This is a genomic window from Alteromonas sp. ASW11-130, from assembly GCF_026183735.1.
In the GTDB taxonomy this organism is placed as follows: domain Bacteria; phylum Pseudomonadota; class Gammaproteobacteria; order Enterobacterales; family Alteromonadaceae; genus Alteromonas.
This window is the reverse complement of sequence record NZ_JAPFRE010000025.1, coordinates 72,166-98,483: the sequence shown is the minus strand read 5'-3', so window position 1 is coordinate 98,483 and position 26,318 is coordinate 72,166. Positions and strand designations below refer to the sequence as shown.

General features: G+C 44.2%; 22 protein-coding genes. 11 read left to right on the top strand and 11 right to left on the bottom strand.

Features of this window, described 5'->3' with window-relative positions:
* Positions 1-6: 6 nt before the first annotated feature.
* From OPS28_RS08900 to hslU, 3 genes are all read left to right on the top strand, one after another.
* Complete coding sequence (locus OPS28_RS08900; protein ID WP_265609103.1) at positions 7-597, top strand: SPOR domain-containing protein; 591 nt, start codon at positions 7-9, stop codon at positions 595-597.
* Positions 598-726: 129 nt separating this feature from the next.
* Positions 727-1,251 carry an ATP-dependent protease subunit HslV gene (gene hslV, locus OPS28_RS08895; protein WP_265609102.1) on the top strand — a complete coding sequence of 175 codons (525 nt, stop codon included), beginning with the start codon at positions 727-729 and terminating at the stop codon, positions 1,249-1,251.
* 70 nt (positions 1,252-1,321) lie between these two features.
* Positions 1,322-2,650 (top strand): HslU--HslV peptidase ATPase subunit, encoded by a 1,329-nt coding sequence (gene hslU, locus OPS28_RS08890; protein WP_265609101.1) that lies wholly within the window; start codon positions 1,322-1,324, stop codon positions 2,648-2,650.
* 43 nt (positions 2,651-2,693) lie between these two features.
* Here the strand turns inward: hslU and OPS28_RS17070 are convergent, their stop codons facing one another.
* The 6 genes from OPS28_RS17070 to OPS28_RS08860 form a co-directional block, all read right to left on the bottom strand.
* Positions 2,694-3,623 carry an ATP-grasp domain-containing protein gene (locus tag OPS28_RS17070; protein ID WP_265609100.1) on the bottom strand — a complete coding sequence of 310 codons (930 nt, stop codon included), beginning with the start codon at positions 3,621-3,623 and terminating at the stop codon, positions 2,694-2,696.
* 51 nt (positions 3,624-3,674) lie between these two features.
* A complete protein-coding gene (locus tag OPS28_RS08880; protein ID WP_265609099.1) occupies positions 3,675-3,860 on the bottom strand; it encodes a hypothetical protein in 186 nt (61 codons plus the stop codon).
* A 101-nt stretch (positions 3,861-3,961) separates the two neighbouring features.
* Entirely contained in the window at positions 3,962-4,186 is a 225-nt protein-coding gene (locus OPS28_RS08875; RefSeq protein ID WP_265609098.1) for a hypothetical protein, read from the bottom strand.
* Between the two features lie 64 nt (positions 4,187-4,250).
* A complete protein-coding gene (locus OPS28_RS08870; protein ID WP_265609097.1) occupies positions 4,251-4,505 on the bottom strand; it encodes a helix-turn-helix domain-containing protein in 255 nt (84 codons plus the stop codon).
* Positions 4,495-6,666, bottom strand: coding sequence for a peptidase domain-containing ABC transporter (locus OPS28_RS08865; RefSeq protein WP_265609096.1), 2,172 nt, complete (start codon positions 6,664-6,666; stop codon positions 4,495-4,497). Before OPS28_RS08865 ends, OPS28_RS08870 begins: the two co-directional genes overlap by 11 nt.
* On the bottom strand, positions 6,666-7,916 hold the full coding sequence (locus tag OPS28_RS08860) for an HlyD family secretion protein (RefSeq protein ID WP_265609095.1): 1,251 nt from the start codon (positions 7,914-7,916) through the stop codon (positions 6,666-6,668). The genes OPS28_RS08865 and OPS28_RS08860 overlap by 1 nt, the downstream gene beginning before the upstream one ends.
* 416 nt (positions 7,917-8,332) lie before the next feature.
* Here OPS28_RS08860 and OPS28_RS08855 point away from each other — a divergent pair, with 416 nt between their 5' ends.
* Positions 8,333-9,877, top strand: a complete 1,545-nt coding sequence (locus OPS28_RS08855) for a hydroxymethylglutaryl-CoA reductase (RefSeq protein ID WP_442863981.1) — start codon at positions 8,333-8,335, stop codon at positions 9,875-9,877.
* 69 nt (positions 9,878-9,946) lie between these two features.
* Here OPS28_RS08855 and OPS28_RS08850 read toward each other — a convergent pair whose 3' ends face one another.
* From OPS28_RS08850 to gorA, 4 genes are all read right to left on the bottom strand, one after another.
* Positions 9,947-13,276, bottom strand: coding sequence for an amidohydrolase family protein (locus tag OPS28_RS08850; protein WP_265609094.1), 3,330 nt, complete (start codon positions 13,274-13,276; stop codon positions 9,947-9,949).
* 326 nt (positions 13,277-13,602) lie between these two features.
* Positions 13,603-15,153, bottom strand: a complete 1,551-nt coding sequence (locus OPS28_RS08845) for a DUF3369 domain-containing protein (protein WP_265609093.1) — start codon at positions 15,151-15,153, stop codon at positions 13,603-13,605.
* Positions 15,154-15,400: 247 nt separating this feature from the next.
* Positions 15,401-16,144 carry a hypothetical protein gene (locus tag OPS28_RS08840; protein WP_265609092.1) on the bottom strand — a complete coding sequence of 248 codons (744 nt, stop codon included), beginning with the start codon at positions 16,142-16,144 and terminating at the stop codon, positions 15,401-15,403.
* 309 nt (positions 16,145-16,453) lie between these two features.
* On the bottom strand, positions 16,454-17,800 hold the full coding sequence (gene gorA / locus OPS28_RS08835) for a glutathione-disulfide reductase (RefSeq protein ID WP_265609151.1): 1,347 nt from the start codon (positions 17,798-17,800) through the stop codon (positions 16,454-16,456).
* A 202-nt stretch (positions 17,801-18,002) separates the two neighbouring features.
* Here gorA and prlC point away from each other — a divergent pair, with 202 nt between their 5' ends.
* From prlC to OPS28_RS08800, 7 genes are all read left to right on the top strand, one after another.
* Complete coding sequence (gene prlC / locus OPS28_RS08830; protein ID WP_265609091.1) at positions 18,003-20,045, top strand: oligopeptidase A; 2,043 nt, start codon at positions 18,003-18,005, stop codon at positions 20,043-20,045.
* Positions 20,038-20,727 carry a DNA-3-methyladenine glycosylase I gene (locus OPS28_RS08825; RefSeq protein ID WP_265609090.1) on the top strand — a complete coding sequence of 230 codons (690 nt, stop codon included), beginning with the start codon at positions 20,038-20,040 and terminating at the stop codon, positions 20,725-20,727. The genes prlC and OPS28_RS08825 overlap by 8 nt, the downstream gene beginning before the upstream one ends.
* 127 nt (positions 20,728-20,854) lie before the next feature.
* Positions 20,855-21,643, top strand: coding sequence for a bifunctional demethylmenaquinone methyltransferase/2-methoxy-6-polyprenyl-1,4-benzoquinol methylase UbiE (gene ubiE / locus OPS28_RS08820; RefSeq protein WP_265609089.1), 789 nt, complete (start codon positions 20,855-20,857; stop codon positions 21,641-21,643).
* Complete coding sequence (locus OPS28_RS08815) at positions 21,644-22,279, top strand: ubiquinone biosynthesis accessory factor UbiJ (RefSeq protein WP_265609088.1); 636 nt, start codon at positions 21,644-21,646, stop codon at positions 22,277-22,279.
* A 7-nt stretch (positions 22,280-22,286) separates the two neighbouring features.
* On the top strand, positions 22,287-23,927 hold the full coding sequence (gene ubiB / locus OPS28_RS08810) for a ubiquinone biosynthesis regulatory protein kinase UbiB (RefSeq protein ID WP_265609087.1): 1,641 nt from the start codon (positions 22,287-22,289) through the stop codon (positions 23,925-23,927).
* 290 nt (positions 23,928-24,217) lie between these two features.
* Positions 24,218-24,427 (top strand): transcription antiterminator/RNA stability regulator CspE, encoded by a 210-nt coding sequence (gene cspE / locus OPS28_RS08805; RefSeq protein WP_265609086.1) that lies wholly within the window; start codon positions 24,218-24,220, stop codon positions 24,425-24,427.
* Positions 24,428-24,647: 220 nt separating this feature from the next.
* Positions 24,648-25,298, top strand: coding sequence for a hypothetical protein (locus OPS28_RS08800; RefSeq protein WP_265609085.1), 651 nt, complete (start codon positions 24,648-24,650; stop codon positions 25,296-25,298).
* A gap of 11 nt (positions 25,299-25,309) precedes the next feature.
* Here OPS28_RS08800 and OPS28_RS08795 read toward each other — a convergent pair whose 3' ends face one another.
* A complete protein-coding gene (locus tag OPS28_RS08795; RefSeq protein WP_265609084.1) occupies positions 25,310-26,281 on the bottom strand; it encodes a PLP-dependent cysteine synthase family protein in 972 nt (323 codons plus the stop codon).
* Between the last annotated feature and the right edge of the window lie 37 nt (positions 26,282-26,318).

Here is a 26,318-nt window from a genome sequence, read left to right as displayed (position 1 = left end):
CCGATTATGGCTCAAAAAGATTATGTATCTCGGGGGCGCACCTCGCAAAAGTCCTCAAAAAAAGGTCCGGCCAAAAAGCCGCAGGCTCGGAAGCAGGCCAATTCGAAGGCTGATGCTTCAGCGCCCGCTACGCTACCGTGGGTAAGACTGATAATTGTCGTTGCCTTATTAATTGGTTTTGTTTTTTTTCTATGGTCGATAAAAGATTCCGCTGAACAAAAGGTCGATGCCCCTGTGGCGACTCAATCAGTGAACAATAAAGATGACCTCCCTGAACTTCCTGAAGAAGAATGGGAGTACATCAAATCTTTACCCGGTTATGAAGTCGAAGTGGACGTTGCAGAACAGGAAAAGTCTGATAAACGCTATTTAATGCAGTGCGCATCTTTCAGAACCCGTGCTCAAGCCGAAGAAATGAAAGCGACTATCGCTTTTCAGGGACTTGAATCACAAATCCGACCTAGTTCAGGGGCAAATGGCGAATGGTTTAGAGTGATTTTAGGGCCGTTCGATAGTAAACGTGACGCAGAGCGTGCTAAACATACCTTACGCAAGGTCAACATATCTACTTGTCAGATTTGGTTCTGGAATCTCTGATAACTCAGGTCAAGGCTATTCTTAACCAGCCTTGACCTTGAAAATTATCTGACCCTCCCCCACATACCTTTACAACATAAACTTCAAACTTTGAAGTAACTCTTCAATTTAATAAAGTGGGGAATTTACGTGACCACAATTGTTTCTGTCAGACGTGACAACCAGGTAGTAATGGCGGGTGATGGCCAGGTTTCCTTGGGCAATACTGTAATGAAAGGCAATGCCCGTAAAGTACGCCGTTTATACCATAATAAAATTTTAGCGGGTTTCGCAGGTGGCACGGCTGATGCCTTCACCTTATTTGAGCGTTTCGAAGCCAAATTGGAAGCTCATCAAGGACAAATTACGCGTGCCGCTGTAGAGATGGCTAAAGACTGGCGAACAGACCGCATGTTACGCAAATTGGAAGCTTTATTAGCCGTAGCAGACGAGAATGCATCATTTATTATCACCGGTAACGGTGACGTGGTGCAGCCTGAAAATGATTTGATTGCGATTGGTTCCGGCGGTGCGTATGCACAGTCAGCCGCTACTGCGTTATTACAGAACACGTCGTTAAGTGCAAAAGAAATTGCAGAAAAAAGTCTAACCATTGCGGGCGATATTTGCGTATTCACTAATCACAGTCAAACGCTTGAAGTGCTGGACTACTAACGTCTGAACCATTTTCCATTACGTCATCCCACGGGATGATATATGCAGAATTTTTATAAGAAGGTTTTTTATGTCTGAAATGACACCACGCGAAATCGTGCACGAATTAGATCGCCATATCATTGGTCAGCAAGACGCAAAGCGCGCCGTTTCAATTGCGCTTCGTAACCGCTGGCGTCGTATGCAGTTACCTGAAGAGCTACGTCAGGAAGTGACCCCTAAGAACATTCTGATGATCGGCCCAACAGGGGTAGGAAAAACAGAAATTGCTCGTCGTCTGGCTAAGCTGGCAAATGCTCCTTTCATCAAAGTTGAGGCAACTAAATTCACTGAAGTGGGCTATGTCGGCAAGGAAGTTGAACAGATCATCCGCGATTTGGCAGATATCTCGGTCAAAATGACCAAAGAAAAAGCTATGGCGAAAGTAAAGTATCGCGCCGAAGAAGCTGCTGAGGAGCGTATTCTTGATGTGTTGTTACCCTCTCCAGAAAATGCATGGGGAGAAAAGGAACAGGTCGAAGATAGAGGAACGCGCCAGAGTTTCCGCAAAAAGCTTCGTGAAGGCAGCCTGGATGATAAGGAAATAGAAGTTGATATCGCCGCGCCTCAAGTAGGGGTTGAGATCATGGCACCTCCTGGCATGGAAGAAATGACTAATCAGCTGCAAAGTATGTTTCAAAACTTATCAGGCAGTTCAAAGAAGAAGAAAAAGCTGAAAATAAAAGAAGCGCGTAAATTGCTTATTGAAGAGGAAGCGGCCAGATTAGTTAATCAGGAAGATTTAAAAGAGATGGCGATTGAAGCGGTTGAGCAAAACGGTATTGTGTTTATCGACGAAATCGACAAAATCTGCAAGCGTGAAGGGAATACGTCGGGCGACGTCTCTCGTGAAGGTGTGCAGCGTGATTTACTACCATTAGTCGAGGGTTCAACGGTTTCGACCAAGCACGGCATGGTCAAAACAGACCATATTCTGTTTATTGCATCGGGTGCCTTCCAAATGAGTAAACCGTCCGATCTTATACCAGAATTACAAGGCCGCTTGCCTATTCGCGTTGAACTTTCTGCTCTTGCAGTAGGCGATTTTAAGCGTATCCTGACTGAGCCTAACGCCTCACTCACCGCTCAGTATATAGCCTTACTTAAAACTGAAGGCGTGGATGTCGATTTTACGGAATCTGGTATCCAACGTATAGCTCAAGCAGCTTGGCAAGTGAATGAACGTACCGAAAACATCGGTGCACGTCGCTTACACACGGTGCTCGAAAAGCTCATGGAAGATATTTCGTTTGATGCTTCAGAAAAAAATGGTGAATCGCTAACTGTCGACGAAGCTTACGTGAATAAACATCTTGAGAAACTAGTAGAAGATGAAGATCTAAGTCGCTTTATTCTTTAATAACTTCAGCGCACATCAAAGGGTGTGTGCTACCTTTAAATGCTTAGGCTGATAATCGCGAGTGATTCTTGCTATGAGTGGATTGCGTAAGCTCTGTTACCAACATTCCACTAATATTAAGTCCCGTGTCATGCTCAACTCGTAAAAAGTATGGCGCAGGGTTAATTTCTAAAAACCAGTATTTACCCTCATTATCTAAGCGCCAATCAATCGCTCCCCAACGCATTCCCATTTGGTCACATAACTTGGTGGCTAACTGACTCACGGACATCGGTAGGTGGTGGACTGTGGCTACGGCTTCATTATCTGAACGAAAATCCGCATGATCACTTTTTAACTCTGCCGACAAACAATTTTCTCCGCAAACATAGGTTCGTATATTAGTGCCAGCAATATAGCGTTGTAGTGTTATCGGGCCGCCTTCACTTCCTAAGCAGTTTTCTCCCCCTAAAGTTCCCATCTTTACGCGGTGTGCATGCGCCCCGCCATAGACAGGTTTAGCAATACACTCTAAGTGAGTATTTACAAACTGTTTCAGTGTGTTTGTGTTTCCGCTAATCAAGGTCTCGGCCACCGAGGCCCCCAGACGACTCGCATGCGCTAACTGTAAAGGTTTGGATTGGTGATAGCGCACAGCGTGTACGCCGTTAACCCATTTAACTTGCGTAGAATGCAGGAGAATATTCAGTGCCGACTGACAATTCTGCTGAGCCATGGGAAAGCCAGCCTCCCTTAAAGCGGGAGATGGGGGCGTAAACTTATGCCAATAAACCGCGTCGATATCACCCAGAGATAGCGCTTCATTATCGACAAGCAACGTACACTGGTTATTCAGTACATCAAAATCTATTCCATATTCGGTGGGAAAACGTTGACTATCGTAGATGCGGGTTTGATGGCCCTGCGTGCTCAGTAACTTTTGTACGTGAACGACTTGCGGGTCGTTATAGGTACCTAATATTAGAATGGTCACAGATATCTTCCTTGCTTATAAATGTCGCCTCTGAGGAGGCGACATGCACTCTTAATATAAGTCTGGTAAATGCCCCCCGCCCTCACCAATAGCTAGAGTGAAATATCTTGGAGGGGCAATGGGCTCGATAGGAAGTGTCTGGTGCGATAGCTTAGGAACGGTTAACGTTGCGCCGCCCGCCACTTTTTGTGCCTCAGTTGAAGATAAGGTTTCAGGGTATTGGTTTAGATTTTTCATTACTCAAAGTCCTCTTTTGTAGTTTACGTTTACTGCATTCCATACAGTGTTAATAATTTTAGTCGTTTTGCTATGAGATGCACCTGACCAGTCGGGCTGTTTTAATACTTTTCTTCAACACGATTTGTTGATGAATCTTGGCCAACAGCGGTTAAAATCAGCACAACTTCTTTGAAGCTCAAAAACCAGACCAGGTTGATGATCAAAATGGTAAAAAGCCAGCTAGGTGGTGTTTCTGTAACGATCCACAATGATAAGTGGGAAAAACAAGCAATACCGATAGATAAGGTGGTATAACGTGCTATCAGGTAGCGGGGGGTAAGCATCGGTTTTTGGTCTCTATGCTATTGAATTCCGTGCAGTGAAGTTCAACATCACTGCACCCGGTAGTCACATGTCAGATGCTTGAAGTTGATAAAGTTGCCTAAAATAGGCCGCCATGAGCGCTGCCCTGTCACGAATCTCCAGTTTGCGATATATGTTCGCACAATGAAATTTCACGGTGCGCTCGCTGATAAAGAGTTGACTTGCAATACGTTTATTCGGTAACCCTTCCATAATTTTATGGGCTACTTGCAATTCGCGTTTAGATAGTTGAGATAGTTTGTCTTCCATAGACTTGGTGCACTGAGTATTAAGCATCATGCTCTCCTTGTTGTTTAAGATTTTGTAATTCAGCGTCAGGATCAATTAAGTGAAGGCACCCTTGATTTAGCACATACACTCTTTCGGCAAGCGCGATAGTTTCCGGTCGGTGCGCGACGAGGATTCGAGTAATAGACAACTTAGCTAAATTCTTGTTAATCCGTTGCTCGTTAACTACATCTAAATGACTGCTCGCTTCGTCAAGAAAAAGAATAGAGGGATTTCGATATAGCGCCCGGGCAAGCAGAACGCGTTGCAATTGCCCTCCAGATAGACTGCGCCCCATGTCGCCGACCAGCGTTTGATATTGCATGGGCATAGTCATAATTTCATCGTGAATACAAGCTTGTTGGGCGCACCACATCATGCGCTCAAAGTCGGCCACTTCGTCGAAACAAGTTATATTGTCAGCAATAGTTCCGCTCAAGCATTGATCGCCCTGCATCACTGATGCGGTATTTTTTCTAAACCATGCGGAGCTGTATACCGTTTGCCCCCGATACAAAACTTTTCCGGAAGTTGGCGCTTCTAGTCCCATTAAACATCGCATTAACGTAGACTTTCCCGCACCGCTTGGCCCAACTATGGCAATGATGCTACCAGGTTCAACAGTAAGGGATAAGTTGTCAAAAATGGGCTTGTCAATGTCGCTATAACGGTAGCTGATGGCATTTACTTCGAGTGGGGCAAGACACGCGGACTTTGAATCACCGATGCCAGCACGCTCTGTTAACATCGGTTCTTTTTCTGAAAACACAATGTCCGCTAGGCGGTCAAAATGAACTGACATCATTTTGAATTCGACATACTTTGTTATCAGACCATCCACGGACGATATAAAACGATTTTTGTAGCTCATAAAGGCGTACAGCATGCCCACTGTAAACGCATTGTCTAAAACGAGATGTGCAGCCAGATAAACGATTACAATATTTTCTATGCCAAATAGCAGTTTATTAATTGTGTTAGTGCTGATATCCCACTTTCCCAGATGTATATCGGCATTTATTACTTCTGTTAGTTTGTTTTGCCACTGACCTTCTCTCGATGATTCTTGTGAGAATTGCTTCACTGTTTGGACGCCTCGCACGGATTCCATAAAGTGGCTCTGTTCATTCGCAGAAGCCAATATTCGTTCGGCATTAAGACGCTTTACTGCCGGGACAATGCATGCCCTAGTAATAAAGTACGCTGTTGCTACAGCTAGCACGACGAAAGAAAGTTGTGATGAGTAAACGAACATTACAATGAGAGTAATAAGCGCCATAACCCCGTCCAACACTGCCGTTACCAAACCTACTGTGAAAAACTCCCGGATCTGACTCAGTGAAGTGAAACGTGACACTACATCCCCGACATGTCGCTTGCTAAAATAACTGACAGGTAAACGAATCAGATGGTGGAAGACATTCGCGGACATTTGTAACTGCAGGCGCGACGACAGGCTTAACACAAGGAATTGTCGGAACAATGAAACGCCTGTTTCAATAAGTAAAAGCAAACCGAATCCCAAAGCAAGAATCAGCAACAGGTCCTGTTGCTGATTGATTAGGGCATCGTCTATGACGGTTTGCATGTAGTAGGGCGAGGCAAGCGTAAATAGCTGTATCATCACAGAGAGTAAAAATAGAATACCTAATGAGCGCTTTAGCCCTTGCGCTTGATGCCAAAAATGACTTAAAGATAACTTGGTTGGGGTCGCCTCGCCTTTGAATTCTGCAGTAGGTGAAAGTTCCAAAGCAATACCGGTGAAATGTTTGTCTACTTCTCTCCACCGTATCTTACGAGCGCCTAAAGCGGGATCATTGATTAGAATGCCATCTCGATTTACTTTAGTTAATACTACAAAATGGTGCATATCCCAGTGTAGGATGCAGGGCGCTTTTAATTTTTGAAAATGTGAAATTTCTACTTTTAACGGCCTGGTGGTGAGCTGCAATTGACTACTTATTTCGATAATCTGTTTTAAAGAGGCTCCTCGCATGGAGATTGAAAACTTACGTCGAAGTGTATGTAGGTCCGTATTTTTGCCGAAGTAATTCGCGACCATCGCCAGGCATGCGAGGCCACATTCGGCAGCTTCCGTTTGAAACACCATGGGTGTCCGGCGGCTGCATTTCCCCGAGAGTGCTGCCAGTGAGTGTGAGGTAATGCTATCCATCACACTCTCCCTGCTAAGCTATACAATGGTTCAAAAAGCCATTCTATAAGTGAGCGCTTGCTTACTTCTATGTGTGCTGAAAATGTCATCCCCGCTTTTAACGGTACGGTCATACCATAGGCGCGAATATTGTTACTATCTATGGTAGCGTTCACGACATAGGCGGGCTCGTCGAACGTAACGGGTACCGTGTGAAGCTCGCCTGGTAGTGAGACTGATTGTGCAATATCTGTAACTTTACCGGAATAAACGCCAAATTTTTGGTATGGAAATGCATCATAGCGCAGGTCAATAGACTGCCCCGCTTTGACGAAGCCAGCAGAGCGCACGGGAATGATAAGTTTTGCGTTAATAACAGAGTCGTTTGGAAGTAGAGTGAGTAGAGGTTTCTGTTGCTGTGAATACTCCCCTACAAACGCGTGCAAGTTGGATACTATACCCGCTTTAGGCGCTTTGATAACTTCAGCCTGTTGGCTTATAGTGGTGGCGATACGCTGATTGATCTCCGACAAACTCACTTTTATGTCATTAGTGTTCTGCTCGAATTTAACCATAAGCTGTTTATGGGACGCCTCCTTTTCTTCCAAAGCACTAGAAAGTTTAAGCCGTTCCGCATTCATCTGAGACGCATCCTGTTTTACCGCTAAAAAGCTTCCCCGCAGCTGTCTAACCTCCTGTTGGGGTAATAACTGTTTTTCTGCCAACGCGCGGGCGGACGTGTAGTGTGATTGGGCGAGTGCTAGCCGTTCCATAACCAGCTCTTTCATTGCCTCAATATTGGCAAGCTGTTGTTCAGTATTGTGAATTGATAAGTTTAAGGTTTGCTGTTCTGCTGAATAGTGATTTTCAAGCATTGCTAGTTGGCTCTGCAATGTGATTTTCTGCGCCTTGTATTCTTCGAGTAGCTTTTGCTCCAAGCTACCGTCTACCGTGGTGGAACGATTATCAAGGGTAAGTAATGTTTGACCTGCGTTTACGTGTTGGCCTTCTTGGACGTTTATGGTAGTTATTCTTCCCCCGCTGCGGTGTGGATAAATCCGTATAACTCCTTCCGAAGGTTCCAGCCACCCATTTACCTGCGCGTGTTGAGCGTAATCGTGGGTAATTAAGAAGTAGGTAACAATACCTATCCAAGCAAAGACCAAGATTGTAATAAGAACAGTAGAAAACTGCGGTAGTAATACGACGTTTCCGTCGAGCTGCTGGCGTTGAGATTGAATAGCCTGCTCTCGAAATAGCCCTTTGCGCATAACTGCCTCCTTTTTTATTTGAGTTTTTGACGATTACGCAAAGCAAGTGGATACCAAATTAAAGACACATCCTTTTCGTCAATTCGCTTCCCTGGCATCTTATTTCCCTGACGCCTCCCTCACGATTTAATCGGGTATCCACTGTTTACGGTCAGTCATCCTTGCTGACGTTTTTCAATTTAGCTTGAATGTGGAGCATAAGGCTACAGGGGGGAGGTCCAGCCTAAAAATTGACCTGAAGAAATGCTGGATGGCCCAATTTTTACACTTTATGACCCAATTTTTGGTGTGGAGTGGAGGTTTCTTATGCAGTAAGGGTTTTTCTTATGTTCGCAATTAGCACCATTTATTCTTTTCTGTGCTATAACTTTTACAATTAATAGGTTTACCAACAAAATCAACCACAAGGAATTTGAATGTTTGTGCCCAGCATGTTGTTGAAACAACTTTATACTCATGGGAGTTTGTGTAGCACTTCTAAGGGCATAAAGTTTATGCTTAAAAACCGCTTAAAAGATGCAAAGATCCAGTCGTTAAATTGGATTTCACTGGATGGTAAGCAAATTGATGAAGACAAAATCTATTTACAGCTTTCGCCTGATGAGATACTAAGTTTTGCGGAGTTTAATCAAAAAGGCGAAGTGACATTCGACTTAAAACAGGTGATTACCGTACATTTACATGTAAAGGAACCTGTTAACCCAGAAAAGCGCAAAGTGGGTGTTTCATTTAAAGCATCACCGTTTGGTAAGCTAAAATTTGAAGTACAAGACAATGTGTCTGCAGAAACTTCAAACGAAACCCATATTCCCCGCAGCAGTCATAACGATTATGAAGAAGGTATTATCAGCGAGCGGCAAAAATATTTTGAAAATTTGACTAACGGTAAAGTCAATCATGTGGGCAAATACTCAATCGATCCGCAAGACTTAAAAGGGAACATTGAACATTTTATCGGAGTTGCCCAAGTTCCTATTGGGATCGCGGGACCACTTATTATAGATGGTGAACACGCTAAAGGTGAGTTCGTTGTTCCTTTGGCCACAACCGAAGGAACGCTGGTCGCGTCCTATAACCGAGGTATGAAACTCCTCAATATGAGTGGTGGCGTAAAATCAACGGTGGTTGATGATGCGATGCAGCGCGCTCCAGTTTTCGTATTTTCTGATGCCCGCGGCGCAAGAGACTTTGCAAAGTGGGTTCAAGAAAACATTGCCACAATTCGCGAACATGCTGAAGCTACGTCTTCTGTGGCCAAGCTTACCTATATTGACCATATTCTTTCAAACAAATTTACCTTTTTGCGATTTAATTATAAGACCGGCGATGCCGCGGGCCAAAACATGGTAGGAAGAGCCACCTTTGCTGCCTGCGGTTGGATCCTGGACCACTACAAAGGTATCGAAAACTTTTATTTGGAATCAAATTTCGCAACAGATAAAAAAGCGTCACAAATAAATATTATGCGCACCCGTGGCAAGCGTGTGACGGCGGAAGCAACTATTAAACGGGAACACTTGTTAAGTGTAATGCGAGTTGACCCTAAACAAATTGACTACCATGGGCGAGTGGCGAGCGTTGGGTCTTTCCTATCGGGGGTAAATAATACTGGCTTGCACTCCCCCAACGGGATCACCGCCATGTTTATCGCGACAGGGCAGGACGTGGCAAACGTTTCCGAGTCTTCAGCAGGCATGCTCTACAGCGAGTTAACGGAAGAAGGTGACTTGTATTTATCTCTCACTATTCCTTCGCTAATTGTGGCAACGTATGGAGGTGGAACTGGAATTGGTACACAAAGAGAATGCTTAGAGCTGATGGACTGCTATGGCCGCGGCAAAGCGTATAAATTTGCTGAAATTGTGGGGGCGGTGGCGTTAGCCGGTGAAATTTCTTTGGCTTCAGCGATATCTTCATCGGATTGGGTTTCCTCGCACGAACAATACGGTCGAAACCGCTAACAATATACCGCATACGAGAACGGCTTCCTTATGGAAGCCGTTTTAGTTTAAACACCAACGTTTCGCTAACTAGTGATGCCAGTGATATTTTTCCGCCTTGGCCTCAATTTCTACCGTGGTAGAAGCAGGCATAAAGGTCGCATTATCTTTTTCAAAGAAAAACGCTTCACGTTGTTTCTTACTGCCGACTTCATTCATAGTCGCGGCTTCGTAGATACGGCCATTTAGTACCGTGTATGCTACGTATTCACTGCGGCGCAAGTCGTTTAATACGTCACCCTCGATGACAACTAAATCAGCCAGTTTGCCTTTTTCGATACTACCGATGTGTTTATCCATACCTAAATGGCGGGCCCCATCAATTGTGCCACCGCGCAATGCCTCCCAAGGCGTAAAACCACCTTGTTCCATCGACCATAGTTCCCAGTGGGCGCCAAGGCCCTCACGTTGGCCATGGGCACCGATATGAACACTTACACCGGCGTCGCGTAGTGTTTTTGCATACTCAGCAACTTGGACGTGATTGTATTGATTGTCAGGAGCTGTAGGGCGTCTGATGGAGCGCGAATCAATAATATAAGAGGGCACATAGCGTAATAAGCGTTCGTTTTTCCATACCTCAGTACGGTCGTACCAATACTCTTCACCCATCATACCGCCATAAGAGACCACGAATGTGGGGGTATAACCATATTCTGTCGCTTGCCATAACTGGGTTACATCGCTATAGCCCTTAGGAATCGGAATACTGTGTTCAAGGCCAGTATGGCCATCCACCATCATGGTCATATTTTGTTGATATTTACCGCCCCCTTCTGGCATCACCATCATATTCAGATCTTTAGCTGCCCAAAGCACCTGTTGACGCTGATCCCGCCGAGGCTGGTTGTAACTTTTTACCGATATAGCGCCGCTTTCTTTTAAACGATTCACATGGAACCAGGCGTCGTCGTAAGTGTTAATAATCGCCTTATATCCTAATGCTTCTGCGCCGTATAAGATGGTGCCTGTCGAGTAAGTACGTGGTGCAACTCGTTTGCCCGCGCGCTGTAACTCTGAAGCAGCAAAAATCTCAGTAGTATCATTACTCGGATCGTGGATGGTGGTCACACCAAATGCAAGGTTGGAATATTGTGCCCAGTTTTGCTGTGGAATAATTTCATGACGACCTTGCGAACCGTGAGCATGCGCATCAATTAAGCCAGGAATAATAGTCATGCCTTTAGCATCAATGCGTAAGGCTTCGTCGGGAATCGATATTTCACCCACTTTACCCACTGCTTCAATGCGGTTATCCGCAATAAGCACCACACCGTTTTCTATGATTTCCTGTGAATTGTCTGCATTACGCATGGTGACGATTTTGCCGCCCACTAATGCTTTAACGCCCGATGGCTTATCAGACTCTACCCTAAACGACAGGTTAAGACCCTTGTCTTCCGGTTCAGGTAGCTCTTCAACCGCATTGGGTAAATAAGCAAAGGCTTGGGTCAACTCTCTTTCGTAGTAATGAGGGCCGTGAAACCAACCCACCGCTTTGTTGTCTGCGCTCCACGTTAAATACTCACCCGCCCGGGCCGAAAGCTGCTTTACAGGATAAGCAGAGGTTTTTGGTCCCAGGTTGATTTTTTTTCCATTATCGATAAAGGGGGCAACATAGGTTTTAAACTGATGTACGAACGCAATCCACTGTCCATCGTGGGATAGTTTGTACTCACTTACACTGTCTGCCCCGTAGAGATGGACACGCTTATCGTTTCCTTGCAGGTTGACGCTGCTGAATTGGGTTTCTGGGTAAGGTGTATCGCCGGCATATTCGGTAAAATATAAGCGCTCGTTGTTATCAGTAAAATGAGGTGACTGTCCACTATCTAGTACTTTGGTAGCCTTTTTTTCCTTCAGGTTCATCACGCAGATACCTGGATCGACAGAATACTTGGGATCTAATAGGTAACCACCCTCAAATTTTTGATAGGTTATCCATGTTCCGTCTGGTGAAAAGCTGGGGTTGATAAAATGGCCCGGCTGAGATGTTACGACGCGACTATTTTTACCGGACGCGTCAACAATGCGTACCGCACCAAGATTCTGATCGTCCCAGCTTACATAGATAATGGATTTTCCATCATTTGAGTAACGAGGATAATATTCATCATGCTCGTTCTGTGACGTTAAACGGCGGTTTTTACCCGTTTTCAAATCACGTACATAAAGCTTCCCCAGTGCTTGGAAAAGAATAGATTTTCCATCGGGCGATTTCTGTGACCAACGGATCATCTTTACATCAAATTGTTCTGCTGCGACATCTACATCGAAACGCAATGCGTCAGCATATTGTAATTTAGCGTCGACAGAAATATTAATCGGTGTAATCGATTTATCTGCGAGGTTGATTTGATGAAATTTACCCCCAGCCCAATAAACTAAAGCCGAGGAGTCAGGCAACCAGTCGAAATAAGCATAGTAACCTTCTGAACCAAAGCCTTCTTGCATGTCTCGCTCTAATTCCAAAGTAAGAGGCTTCTCAAGACCGGTTTCGCGTTCTTTAATAAATAGACCGGTTTTGTTTTTTACCCGGCGTATAAACGCCACGTATTTTCCGTCGGGTGAAGGTGTGGGAACAATTGCTCCACCTGTGCCAGAGATATATCTACTCTCTTCGCCGGTTTCCCGGTCAAAACGGGTCACCGCGAAAATGCCCTCTAGTGGGTTGCGGTTATATTCGAAATTACTTCCAGGAACGGTATTTTGGGTATAGTAGATATACTTGCCATCGGCAGAAAACACTGGATCGGCTATATTGTTCTGCTCGCTTTTGCCATTTACCCTTTCTTTGATAGGGAGTCCGTCGCCTCCATCTTTGTGATACATCCAGATTTCGCCAGCAGGAATGCTGCGACTAGACATAATACCTTTGGTGGCAACTAAATAATTGCCATCTGGACTCCATTTAGGTGAGTGGATCAGGTTTTTATCTGACGTACTTATCTGTTTTAAGTTGCTGCCGTCTATATCCATCACCCAAATATTGGAGATACCACCACGATCTGAAATAAAGGCTATTTGTTTGCCATCAGGAGAAATTGCCGGATGAATATTCCAGGCAAAATCTTGAGTCAATGCTGTGGCTTTGCCACCAGACAGAGATACCTTGTACAAATCACCTAGCATATCAAACACCATGTATTCGCCGTCGGGAGAAACGTCAAGGCTCGACCAAGTGGTTTCTTGGGTCGTAATAGATACGTCGTTTAACTTAAACGGTGGCTCCAACACATTCCACTTTTCTTCTTTCTTATTTTCGTTTTCATCTGCTTTTTCGGTAGCGTGAAGAGAAAGTGTTGAAGAGCACAAGCTGAGTGCTAGCGCACTTAACCATAATTTGGGTTGCTTTATCATTAATGTAGTCCAGCTAAGCGTGAAAAAATCCGACCATAAATTACATTTGTTCTGGCAAAGTTGCAAAGGCTGGATTACTGGGTTCGGATTAGCCGTCGTTTTTACGCGGCAGAAAACATAGGGCCTAGTTAAAATGGCCTTAATATATTGCGGCGCGTCAATACATATCGTACACGCGGATTGTCTATGGGTAAGGGGGCGGGACCGTTGTAACGGTACTCAAAAAACTAAAAAACTATCTACACAAAAGAAGCATACTGTATTGCTCACTACGAGAGGTATAGCAGTTCTGACATTCCGGTAGGAAGGGCGCGATTTCAACCCTATCAGTCCGGATTGTCCGGAAATTTGCGTCTTATCTCGAAAAAGCTGGGTAAATCGTCGAGTAAAATTTCAACTAATTTTGGCTCGAAGCGCTTGCCTTTTTCTTGTTTAAAATACGTAACAATTTCATCTTCGTCCCACGGGCCCTTGTAGCATCGAGCGCTGCCAAGCGCATCGAATACATCTGCAACTGCGGTAATGCGGCCTGCTACATGAATATCTTTACCGGATAATCCTCGTGGATAACCCTTACCGTCCCAACGTTCGTGATGTTCGTGAGATATATGCGCACCTAACTGCAGAATAGGGTTATCAGATTTGATGAGCATCTCGTAGCCGATCGTTGGGTGTGTCTGCATAATTTTCCACTCATCGACATCATGTTTTCCCGGTTTGTTTAAAATATGATCGGGAATACCCACTTTGCCAACGTCATGCAGTGGCGAAGCAAGTTTAATCAGTTCCGCTTCTGACTCGGGAAGACCGTATTTTTTGGCAAGCAGATAACTTATTTGTGCCACCCGTTTAACATGCGACCCTGTTTCTTTCGAACGCATTTCTACCGCTTCACCGATTACATAGGAAAGTTCTTTTTGAGACTCTTTAATGACATCCCTTAATTTAAGATTCTCATGCGCCACTGCGATATTGTGAGTAAATACGCCAAGTAAGTGATGCTGAACGGCTTCAAGGGGCGTTTCGTTTTCTACATAGAGCACGCTCTCGGTGCCCCGTTTGGTAGTAAAGTAACCCACAAAATAGTCTTCTTTCTCAATATTTTCCTTACGTTGAAGCGCTTCGGCAATTCGATTATCCACTGTATCTGTCAGCAAAGTGTTATCTACCGCGATACTTTGAGTGGCGCCTTTGTTAGCAGCAAGAACCATAAGATCGGATTGCGATTGGGTATGCTCTTTTACTACCGCACAACACACTATTTGACTAGATTCGATATTTAAAATAACGGAAATTTGATTCAGGATAGTGGAAGCAAATTCGCTTAACGTATCACACTCTATAAATTGGGAGGTGGCGGCGATAATTTTTTCAAGACCACTTCGGTGTCGCTCAATTATGCGGATATCCCGATAGCTTCGTAACGTGGCGTATAGCGATGTTTTCAACCGTAGTACGGTAAGCTCTGTTTTGTTTTTATAATCGTTTATATCGTAATTGCGGATCACACTCTCTTCCGGCGCTTCGCCGGGCTGTCCAGTACGTAAAATTAGACGTATTGTATGGTTTTTTAATTCATCGCGAACCCACTGTACAAGCTCCAAACCTGCATGTGCAGATTCCATTACTACGTCAATAATGGCTACAGCGATTTCGTGGTATTTGTCGGCTTTTAGAATGGTTTTCGCTTCTTTCGCTGATGATGCAAATTCTAACTGAACGCCATGACCGTCAAACACAAAATCATTCATGACAAGGCGAGTAACCTGATGGACCTCAGCTTCGTCATCCACAACCAAAATCCGCCACTTTGCCTGTTTTGGCAACACATTCTCGGTAATTTCGTCGCTGGCAAAAACCAGTTCATCATCATCCATTAACGCTACCTATCTGACTAAGTTACCCTCAATATAGAAAACTATCAGGATAAATACAGTTAAATAATTTGATAGCTAACGATAAAGGTTATTTTGAAGGGGGCCGAGTTAAATAAAGTTTAAAAAGCCAAAAGCGTGATGATTTATCGTATGGCGAAAGCGAAGGCGCCTATTCGTTCAGAAAATATAAAAACGAAGATAGCCGTTTACGCTACCACTATATCTACGCATTATGGGGTAATTTCTACTAACCTGCGGATTTCACTAACTTGGCGCAACGCTCTAAATTTGGTTCAGATGAAAAGTCACGAAAAGGTGAAATGGGAAGACGTAGACGACCTACTATAGCTTGAGTGATTTTTTGCCTTAGGGCCGCACTTTTCAGGTTGGTATAGTGATGGATTGTAAAAGAATGCGCCGGTAGTGCTTTGTAAAAGAGCGTTTTTTGTTTTGTTCTGCATAAATAGGATTCATACGCTGGAAAGGGAGAGATAACGGCATCCACCATATTGCGCTCAAGTAATTTCGCTAACGCTCTATCGCCCTTCACGAACTGACATTTAATATCCAGCGCTCTACAAATTTCCTGACCCTGTTGGAAACTTGCCTGAATAGCATAGTTTTGTCCGCGTTGGATAGTACAACGGTACTTGTAGATGCAGAATACACCTACTTTTACTCGCGCTAAAGGGACGTCTATCCGATATTCAACTCCTACATTCGTTTCGCCAATATATCCGGCTCGATAACCCTCAGCCTGAATTTTCTTACGATGTAAATTGGTGAATCCTCTTTTCGCGGGGGAATAGATGTATATAGGTTGAATATCAACTTCAGCATACACAGAGTTAAAAAAATCAATGATTTTTTTGTTAGCTGAGGTCGACTCAATAGGCTCTGGGAGATTAATGAAATATTCAGCACCTTGAAGTTTGAACGGCGCACCTATCAAAAATAATATATAGACTAAGGGTTTTCCTACGTTCATCATAATCACCTACGCTAACGTCCCTTGTACTATAAAAGCAAAAAAGCCGGAATAGTGCCACCGCTTCGGAAAGCCTTGAAAATGTATCTCAAAAATAGAATATCTATGCTACGTCATATTCCAATTGAGGGAGTCGTCTTCGGCGTAGCCGATAAACGCATATAAGGTGACGTCCTATAACTACATTCGGTATTGCTGCAAGCTATTTTCGAAAATGCTCATTCTTAAATACTACCCCAGTAAATCAACAATAAGTTATCTGAGGTAGTATGTTGGATGCTATATAACGCAGACTTTACCGGTGATTCCCAGTTACATCGTCACGAACTCTTCTGCACTAGTAGGATGAATGGCAACACATGCATCAAAATCTGCTTTAGTCGCTCCCATTTTTATGGCGACGGCAAAACCCTGTAAAATTTCATCCATTCCAAAACCGATACCGTGCAAACCCACCACTTTTTCATCACTACCCACACACACCAGTTTCATGTGGGTGCTTTGTCTATTGCGGGTCACCGCCGAAAACATCGCGGCAAAGGTGGACGTATAGGTTTTCACTTCACTTTCGCCATATTGTGATTTGGCTTCTTCTTCGGTTAGGCCAATGGTGCCTATAGGGGGGTGGCTGAACACTACAGTGGGAATCTGTGAATAGTCCATATGCGCGTCAGGGGTGTTGTTAAAAAGCCTCTCGCTCAACAGTCGCCCAGCTTTTACTGCCACGGGGGTTAACTCTACTTGCCCGGTAACATCACCCACTGCATATACGCCCTTCACGGATGTTGTCTGATATTTATCAACTTCTATATAGCCTCTATCCGTTGTTTTTATTCCCGTATTTTCAAGCCCTAGGTTAGCCGTACTGGGGGTACGTCCAATCGCCCAGAGTAAGCTATCTACTTCGAGTTCTTTGCCGTTGGACAGGCTCAACTTTAGGGCACCACTTGTGAGTTTATCTACTTTTTCAATTTCCGTATGGTCATGTAGCTTTGGGCCATCTTCGTTAATAAATTCAACTAACTTCGAGTGAATGATATTGTCAAAGTGGCGTAGTGGGGCGTGATGACGGATAAGCATATGGGTCTCACTTCCCAGTGCATGTAACATACCCGCCAGTTCTACTGCGATATAACCCGCGCCGACAACAGCGACACGTTTTGGTTGCTCGCTGAGAGCAAAAAAACCATCCGAATCTATGCCGTATTCGGCTCCCGGAATGTCCGGTAAATTTGGATGTCCTCCGACCGCTATCGTAATATGTTGGCTGGTCAAGTGCTCGCCATTAACCTCTATCGTATGATCATCAACGAACGTCGCGTGGCCTTCAATACGAGTAATCCCATTGTTTCCCAATACTCTGTCGTAGGAAGCATGTACGCGGTTAATATAAGCTTCGCGATTCTTGATTAAGGTTTTCCAGCTAAAGTTATTTACCGTCAAATCAAAGCCGTAGTCCGGGGCATAATGAGAAATTGTTTCAGCTACTTGGGCGCCGTACCACATGACCTTTTTGGGGACACAGCCAACATTAACACATGTACCGCCTATAGGGCCCCCTTCTATTAGCGCTACTTTTTTGCCATGTTTAGCTGCACGATTAGCGGAGGCAATGCCACCACTACCACCGCCAATACAAATATAATCAAATTCTTTCATCACAATTTAAACCTTTTAGAAACGTATATCGTCATGCTACATGTTTGTTTCGTTAATGCCAAAGCTCGCTTCCGGTTCGATTATGTATAGATGCTTTTTAGACGCGATTCAAAAGTGAAAATTAATTTACCTCCATAGTGCTTGTTTTTATTTACGACTACCCTTACATCAATAAACGAATTTCATAACGAATGAGCGAAATATGACTGTTTCAGCATTGGAAAAGGTAGATGGTTTACCTCTGTTCTCTCAAATAAAAACCCAAGACATCAAGCCTGCTATTGAACGAGCCATTGCGCATTGCAAAGAGGCGATAGAAGAGGTGGTGAACTCGAAAGATTACAGCTTTAAGAATGTCGTAACCTATATTGACGAAGCTGATGACGGGCTTAGCAAAATATGGTCACCGGTCAGCCACATGAACTCAGTGCTGAGCTCAGATGATTTACGACAGGCTCACGATGCGTGTTTACCGTTGTTATCTGACTATTCAACCTGGGTTGGCCAACACGAAGGGTTATATAAAGCTTATTGTGCGCTTAGAGACAGCGAGGAATACGCTAAACTGGATGAGCAAAGTCAAAAGCACATTACCAATACTATTCGGGACTTCACCTTATCTGGGGTGGCGCTACCCGCCGACAAAAAAACGCGGTTTGCCGAAATTCAATCGCGTCTGAGTGAACTAGCCTCATCCTTCAGTAATAACGTAATGGACGCCACTATGGGCTGGACTAAACATGTTACTGATAAAGATGAGCTTAAAGGTCTACCTGACTCTGCCCTGGATGCAGCGGCGGAAGCAGCCAAAGAAAAGGAATTAGAAGGTTGGTTGTTTACGCTGGATATCCCCTCTTATCTTCCGGTAATGTTGTATGCAGATAACCAGGCCTTACGCGAAGAAATGTATGTGGCTTATGTTACCCGCGCTTCTGAATTAGGACCGAATGCTGGGAAGTGGGACAATTCCAGTGTGATTAAGGAAACTTTACAGTTACGCACCGAACTGGCCAGGTTACTGGGTTTCGACACATTCGCGGAGCGTTCCCTTGCGACCAAGATGGCCTCTTCAACCGAACAAGTATTAACGTTTTTGCACGATTTGGCTTCGCGTTCTTTACCTCAAGCGAAAAAAGAACTGGAAGAAGTCAAACAATTTGCCAAAGACGAACACGGTATCGAATCCTTAAATGCCTGGGATATTCCTTACTTCAGCGAAAAATTGAAACAGCAGCGTTACACCATTTCCGATGAAATGCTACGCCCTTATTTCCCAGAAGAGAGAGTGTTGGGAGGTCTGTTTGAAGTCGTGAAGCGCTTATACGGTATTACTATTAAAGAACAAAAAGGCATCGATACGTGGCATAAAGATGTGCGTTATTTTACATTAACGGATGAGGAAGATGTGCATCGAGGCAGTTTCTATCTCGACTTGTATGCCAGAGCAAATAAACGAGGTGGCGCCTGGATGGATGAGTGCCGGGTAAGACGCAGAAAAACAGATGGCGAATTGCAGCAACCTGTAGCTTTTCTTACGTGTAATTTCAACCGCCCGGTGGGAGATAAGCCTGCGCTGTTTACACACGATGAAGTGGTTACCTTGTTCCACGAGTTTGGGCATGGTATTCATCATATGCTGACGAAAATGTCGGTGGCTGGAGTGTCTGGAATAAATGGTGTTCCCTGGGACGCGGTGGAGTTACCCAGCCAGTTCCTGGAAAACTGGTGTTGGGAAAAAGAGGCACTGAGTTTTATCTCCGGCCATTGGCAAACCCACGAGCCGTTGCCTGAAGATTTGCTAGAGCGTATGTTAGCTGCACGCGATTTCCAATCTGCCATGTTAATGGTACGCCAACTTGAATTCAGCTTGTTTGACTTTATTTTGCATAGCGAAGATGGGGCTAGTGTAGATGTGCAGAAAATATTAGATGAAGTCAGAGAGGAAGTGGCGGTAAATATTCCCCCTGAATTCAATCGTTTCCAACACAGTTTTGGGCATGTATTTGCCGGCGGTTATGCGGCCGGATACTACAGCTATAAATGGGCAGAAGTGCTTTCTGCAGATGCATACAGTAAGTTCGAAGAAGAGGGTATTTTCAATCGCACCACGGGGCGGTCGTTTCTGCATAATATTCTCGAAATGGGGGGCAGTCGCGAACCTATGGACTTGTTTGTCGCCTTTAGAGGGCGGGAGCCTAAGGTCGACGCACTGTTAAGACACAACGGCATTGTGAGCCATGCCTGAGTCATTTGCTGCAATTTACCAACGCGCCTGCGAACGCAAGGGATCTGAGGAGGCGCTTAACGCTCAGGTGGGAGAGCCCCTTTCCAAATCGGATATTGCCAAAATTAGCAATGATCGCTTTTTGGCACACATGACAAAAAAGGTCTTTCAATCAGGCTTTGTTTGGCGGGTCGTCGAACAAAAGTGGCCATACTTTGAAGAGGCCTTTTTCGGCTTTGATATAGAAAAAATATTGCTCATGCCTGACGAAATGCTCGAGCAAAAAGCGACTGATAAACGTATCATTAGAAACTATAAAAAGGTTAGAACAGTGCGCGACAACGCGTTGATGATTAAAGATATCAGTCAGGAGTACGGTTGCTTTGCTGCGTTTGTAAATCAATTCGGGCCGGGCAATATCACTCAACTATGGCGCAAGTTGAAGCATCATGGCACGCGTTTAGGGGGCAACACCGGCCCCTACATGCTGCGGGCAATCGGTGTCGATACCTTTTTGCTTTCGCGGGATGTAGAAGATTATCTGCGTAAAAACGATATCATTACAGGTGGAATGTATTCTAACCGTAGTTTAGATGCAATGGATGAGGTATTTTTCCATTGGCATGAAGAAAGTAAGCAGCCTTTACAGCATATCAGTCGTATATTAGCCATGAGTTGGGGCACGAATCAGGCGCTTCCGTAGCCCCTAGCCGATCAAAATATCGCGATGGCGTTTAAATTAACAAGGTAAAATGGGTAAATGACTGTCTTCATTAAAGCGAATTGGTTACACTTCAGTGCAAATTCAAACCCAGTTTGACAGGATAGCCATGAGCGACCATCAACCAGCAGACAACTCGCTTCCTTCTGAAGGGGAGCACGCGACTACCCATTTTGGCTATAAGCAGGTAGACAAATCATCCAAGGCATCAATGGTGGCCGGAGTTTTCGATTCAGTCGCAGCTAAATATGATGTGATGAACGACGTAATGTCTATGGGCGTTCACCGATTATGGAAGCGATATACGGTCGATTGTGCAGCCGTTAGAAAAGGTCAACATGTATTAGACCTGGCGGGGGGCACAGGTGATCTGGCTGCTAAGTTTTCTCGCAGAGTCGGCCCAACGGGTTCGGTTACACTGGCTGATATTAATTTATCCATGTTAAAAGTGGGACGTGACAAGCTTCGGGATCAGGGGCTAATTAAGAATATTGAATACGTTCAGGCTGATGCGGAGGCGCTACCCTTTGCAGATAATACGTTTGATTTAGTTACCATGGCGTTTGGTTTGCGAAACGTCACAGAAAAACAAAATGCCTTGAATTCAATATTTAGGGTTCTTAAGCCTGGCGGGCGATTGTTAGTCTTGGAATTTTCTAAACCCACTATCGAACCGATTAGCAAAATATATGATTGGTATTCATTTCATGTGCTACCGACCATGGGTAAATTAGTCGCGAACGACAGTGAAAGTTATCAGTATCTCGCGGAAAGTATCCGCATGCATCCCGATCAGGAAACGCTTAAAAGTATGTTCGAACAGGCTGGCTTCGAAAATTGTGATTACCAGAACCTCACCAGTGGTATTGTCGCGCTTCATCGTGGGTACAAATTTTAAATGCCGGCTAAGTCTATGCTAAGCGGCGCGTTAGAAACACTTATAAACCAAGTGATATTTCTCGATCCCGATAGTCAGCAGCGGCTTGCCAAGCTAAACCATGCATGCCTAAGTGTTTATATCGAAGGCTTCGCCGATGGTATTACGCTGCACTTCTCCGATAAAGTTGACGTCAGCGTTGAAAGCGAATCGTTCGAAATGCTCGCTTCCAACCTTTCCCCTCAACATTGCTGTATCAAAACGCAGCTTGCAGTATTGCCAGAATTAAAAGAAACCAGCCAGTTAACCCGTTTGATCCAGCAAAAAAAACTCCATCTGGAAGGTGACATCAATGTAGCGCAGCACGCTAGTGCGCTGTTCCGCGAGTTAGATATCGACTGGGAGGAACAGGTAGCCAAGTATACCGGCGACGTATTCGCCCATCAGGCTTTTACAGTCGCTCATCGTTGGTTCAATTCCGTATCTGAGTTTACTCAAAAGGGGCAGCGAGTATTGGCTAATGCCCTAGTCGAAGAAAAGGAATTAGCTGCTCACAAGTTAGCTGTCCTCCACTTTTGCGATGAAGTCAGCGATCTACGTAATGATGTAGAACGTTTCGAAGTGCGTTTGGCACAATTAGAGTCACACTTATCTTAAAAAAATTATGCGAATAGTCAGGCTGTACCAAATCAATAAAGTGCTTTTACAACATGGTTTAGACGAACTTATCCCCAGTCGTTGGCAGCCTTGGTATGCCAGAGTCATGCGAAAAAGTATATTTTGGATCCGCAATAAATATAAGGATCAGCCTCCCGGCGTTCGCATAACATTGGCACTTCAGTCGCTGGGTCCGGTCTTTGTCAAATTCGGACAAATGTTGTCTACCCGACGGGATTTGTTACCGCCGGATATCGCCAATGAGCTTGCCCTGTTGCAAGATAAAGTAAAGCCCTTTTCAAGCGTCAAAGCCCAAAAGATAGTAAAAACATCACTTAAACTTCGCGAGTTGACGGAGTTGTTTACAGAGTTTGATGAAACGCCCCTTGCATCAGCTTCAATCGCCCAAGTTCACTCAGCCAAGCTGAAAAATGGCGGACAAGACGTGGTGGTTAAGGTGCTTCGGCCGGATATTCGTAAAACTATTTTTGCCGACATGAAACTACTGTTTACGTTTGCGCAAGTATTACAGAAGTGGCTTCCAGATGGCCGTAGATTACGGCTAGTAGAAGTGGTCAGAGAGTATGAAAAGACAGTAATTGATGAGCTCGACTTGTTGCGCGAGGCAGCCAATGGCATTCAGTTAAAGCGAAATTTCGAAAACTCTGACTCACTTTATGTACCTCATATTTATAGCGACCTATGCCGGAATAATGTGCTCGTGATGGAGCGTATATACGGTATACCCGTTTCGAATATAGATGCGTTACTTGCGCAAAAAACTAACTTGAAGCGATTAGCCGAAACCGGGGTGGAAGTGTTTTTCACTCAAGTATTCAGAGATAGCTTTTTTCATGCTGACATGCACCCTGGTAATATTTTCGTATCCACTAAAAATCCACAAGAACCTCAATATATCGCTATCGATTTTGGCATAGTGGGCACACTGAATGAAGAAGATAAGCGTTATTTGGCAGAAAACTTTATCGCATTTTTTAATCGCGATTATCGCAAAGTCGCCACGCTGCATGTAGATTCCGGTTGGGTTCCTGGGGATACTAACATCGATGCATTTGAAGTTGCGATACGTACGGTATGCGAACCTATATTTCAAAAGCCATTGGCAGAAATTTCTTTTGGCCACGTACTGTTACAGCTATTCAACGTGGCACGCCGCTTTAATATGGTGGTGCAACCCCAACTCGTTTTGCTACAAAAGACGCTATTGTATATCGAAGGATTAGGCCGCCAGCTGTATCCGCAACTCGATCTTTGGCAGACTGCCAAACCGTTTTTAGAAAATTGGATGAAAGAGCAAATTGGCTTTAGTGCTATGATGGGCAAAATAAAGTCAAATCTGCCATATTGGTCTGAAAAGTTACCTGAAATTCCCGATTTGCTACATGATGGTTTAACGCAACTTAAACGTCTTCCTCTCCAGCAACAATACCTACAGGCACAAATTGTTCAGGAGCATCATAAGACGAACTCAGTGATTGGATTGAGTGCGTTTGCGGCCAGCTTTACTATTTTAGCGGGCGTACTTCCCCTATATTCCCCCTCGTGGGTTTTTCCTGCGTTAGCTGGAGGGGTGGCAATTACGTGTTGGTTTAATGCCTGGCGCGTGAGTAGAATTCAGGTTCTCTGATCACTGTCAGCATATAAGTGGTTGCTTATGCACACAAAAGTAAAATGAACTTTTTGTGAAAATTCACTTTTTGCAAGATAAAAAAGTATCAATTTTCTGAAGCAGTGTTATAGTGAAACGGTCTTTAAATAGACGTGATTATTGAAGCTCTGCCTTGATGTAAAACCACTCAAGTTACCTAGTGATTTGTTGTTAGTTGTTTACCGCAATAAAGTAAGACCCAAATAACCGTTTATTAAAGACGTTTGGTGCGCATATGCGCAGGTTTTTGCAAGATTTTTGAGGTCTTTATGTCTAAAGTAACAGGCACAGTTAAGTGGTTTAATGCTGACAAAGGGTATGGTTTTTTAACGCAGGATAGCGGTGACAAGGATGTGTTCGTTCATTTCCGTGCTATCGTTTCTGAAGGTTACAAAACTTTAAACGAAGGTCAACGCGTAGAATTTGAAGTAGAGCAAGGTCAAAAAGGTTTGCAAGCCGCAAACGTGAACGCGCTTTAGTTCTATTAGGCAGTGGTAATTCTTACCGCTGCTTTCTTTCTCTTCCTTTCCTTTTTTCCATACGTAGTTCACAAAATTTACTTGCTTATGCTCATCGCCTTCGTATGATGGTGTGCATACACAAGCAATGTTTTCATCTCTGCTGAGTTTTTCAGCCATTTTTAGGTAACATCAGTTTTGTTACAAGGATGAGAGTGATCTTTTCTGGGGACGTATTTTCATGATTCACAAGTGGTTGCATACGCTGCTTATATTCTTTCTGATAAGCAGCATTAGCGCATTTGCACAAGAAAAACCCATCGCTGAACTTTATGGTAAGCCTATCTATGAATCTGCTCTCATGCCAGACAGTAAAACCCTAAGCCAAATTGCGAGAATGAATTCAGCGAGTAAAGAAATGGCGCTAATACAGTATTTACATAGCCAGTTCGCTGAAACGCTGATTGAAGGTGTGTTAGAAGATTTTGCCAACAGACAGCGTTTAAAAACTGATAATAAATTAAAAACGGCTTTTATTGAACGATTTAAGTCACAGATAGTAGACGAGTTTGATGATACAGATACCGAATTATATGATGAAAAAATTAACGCCATAGCAGAAAGACAGGTCAGGCACTGGCAAATAAATAAAGCGCTATATGAAAAGTTTGGCGGTGTCGTAATATTTAAACAGAACAACCCACAGTTTCCGGTAGGGGCTTACGAAACCTTACTTAAAAATCACCAAAAGGCTGGAAAGCTTAAAATATTTGAAGATCGCTATCGGGCGGTGTTTTGGGAGGCGCTTGAGCCCCCTTATTCGTTTGAAATCGACCCCGCCAATGTCGATTTTGGGGTGCCCTGGTGGCTTGAAACAAAAGTTACACCCTAGTACCGCGAACGCTAGTCAAAAAGTGGTGTAGAAAAGTAGCGCTCAGCACCATCAGCCAGTATCACTACAATGGTTTTAGTACTGTAATCATCGTGCCTCACAAGCTCAGCAGCTGCATGCAATGTTGCGCCTGAGGAAATGCCGACCGCTAACCCCTCCAGTCGCGCAATTTTCCGCGCTGCGGCGATGGCATCGTCATCTCTCACGATTATAATTTTGTTGATAAGACGGGTATCCAGAATCTCGGGTACATGCCCTGAGCTGAGTCCTTGTATGTTATGCACACCACCTCTGCCAGAACTTAATATTGGACAACTCGCCGGTTCAACCGCCACTATTTTGGTCGAAGGTTTATACTCTTTCAGTTTTCGCGCCACCCCGGTCAAGGTTCCGCCAGTACCTACGCCACAAACCAGCACATCAATACTTCCCCCACTGTCTTGCCAAATCTCCTCGGCGGTAGACTCGCTGTGTGCTTGCGGGTTTGCATGGTTGCCGAATTGATCTAGGCTTATGGCGTTAGGGTTAGCAGCTACCAACGCTTTGGCTTTATCGATTGCACCTTTGGTTCCTTTCGCTTTGGGCGTAGTTAATACGTTTCCGCCAAAATGTTTAATTAGCTTTTGTCGTTCAATCGACATATGTTCAGGGATAACAATGGTAATGGGAATATTATGCATTGCGCAAAGCCAGGCACAAGCCACACCATTATTACCCGATGATGCCTCAATAATTTCCGTTTTAGGGGTAAAGTGTGGTGAAGTTATAAGATTTTTGATCATCGCTAATGCGGGACGGTCTTTAATAGAGCCAGCGGGATTAAAAAACTCTATTTTGGCTAGCAGATCAGCTTGAGTTTTAAGCTGTGTTTTCAACTTACTCATTCGCACCAGCGGTGTTTTGCCAATAGTTTCCGTAATATCGTTATAAATATTGTTCTTATTGTTCACACGTTTTGTACTTGATGGAGCACAATCAAACATTAGTTATCCCCGCCTAGCTATTGGTTACTTATTACTT

Excerpts from the sequence above, each read along its gene's own strand:
- OPS28_RS08865 (WP_265609096.1), bottom strand. The coding sequence starts at position 6,666 with ATGGATAGCATTACCTCACACTCACTGGCAGCACTCTCGGGGAAATGC.
- OPS28_RS08870 (WP_265609097.1), bottom strand. The coding sequence starts at position 4,505 with ATGATGCTTAATACTCAGTGCACCAAGTCTATGGAAGACAAACTATCT.
- OPS28_RS08850 (WP_265609094.1), bottom strand. The coding sequence starts at position 13,276 with ATGATAAAGCAACCCAAATTATGGTTAAGTGCGCTAGCACTCAGCTTG.
- ubiB (WP_265609087.1), top strand. The coding sequence starts at position 22,287 with ATGCGAATAGTCAGGCTGTACCAAATCAATAAAGTGCTTTTACAACAT.
- prlC (WP_265609091.1), top strand. The coding sequence starts at position 18,003 with ATGACTGTTTCAGCATTGGAAAAGGTAGATGGTTTACCTCTGTTCTCT.
- OPS28_RS08840 (WP_265609092.1), bottom strand. The coding sequence starts at position 16,144 with ATGATGAACGTAGGAAAACCCTTAGTCTATATATTATTTTTGATAGGT.
- OPS28_RS08855 (WP_442863981.1), top strand. The coding sequence starts at position 8,333 with ATGTTTGTGCCCAGCATGTTGTTGAAACAACTTTATACTCATGGGAGT.
- hslU (WP_265609101.1), top strand. The coding sequence starts at position 1,322 with ATGTCTGAAATGACACCACGCGAAATCGTGCACGAATTAGATCGCCAT.
- OPS28_RS08795 (WP_265609084.1), bottom strand. The coding sequence starts at position 26,281 with ATGTTTGATTGTGCTCCATCAAGTACAAAACGTGTGAACAATAAGAAC.
- OPS28_RS08815 (WP_265609088.1), top strand. The coding sequence starts at position 21,644 with ATGCCGGCTAAGTCTATGCTAAGCGGCGCGTTAGAAACACTTATAAAC.
- OPS28_RS08825 (WP_265609090.1), top strand. The coding sequence starts at position 20,038 with ATGCCTGAGTCATTTGCTGCAATTTACCAACGCGCCTGCGAACGCAAG.
- OPS28_RS08800 (WP_265609085.1), top strand. The coding sequence starts at position 24,648 with ATGATTCACAAGTGGTTGCATACGCTGCTTATATTCTTTCTGATAAGC.
- OPS28_RS08880 (WP_265609099.1), bottom strand. The coding sequence starts at position 3,860 with ATGAAAAATCTAAACCAATACCCTGAAACCTTATCTTCAACTGAGGCA.
- cspE (WP_265609086.1), top strand. The coding sequence starts at position 24,218 with ATGTCTAAAGTAACAGGCACAGTTAAGTGGTTTAATGCTGACAAAGGG.
- gorA (WP_265609151.1), bottom strand. The coding sequence starts at position 17,800 with ATGAAAGAATTTGATTATATTTGTATTGGCGGTGGTAGTGGTGGCATT.
- ubiE (WP_265609089.1), top strand. The coding sequence starts at position 20,855 with ATGAGCGACCATCAACCAGCAGACAACTCGCTTCCTTCTGAAGGGGAG.
- OPS28_RS08845 (WP_265609093.1), bottom strand. The coding sequence starts at position 15,153 with ATGGATGATGATGAACTGGTTTTTGCCAGCGACGAAATTACCGAGAAT.
- OPS28_RS08900 (WP_265609103.1), top strand. The coding sequence starts at position 7 with ATGGCTCAAAAAGATTATGTATCTCGGGGGCGCACCTCGCAAAAGTCC.
- OPS28_RS08860 (WP_265609095.1), bottom strand. The coding sequence starts at position 7,916 with ATGCGCAAAGGGCTATTTCGAGAGCAGGCTATTCAATCTCAACGCCAG.
- OPS28_RS08875 (WP_265609098.1), bottom strand. The coding sequence starts at position 4,186 with ATGCTTACCCCCCGCTACCTGATAGCACGTTATACCACCTTATCTATC.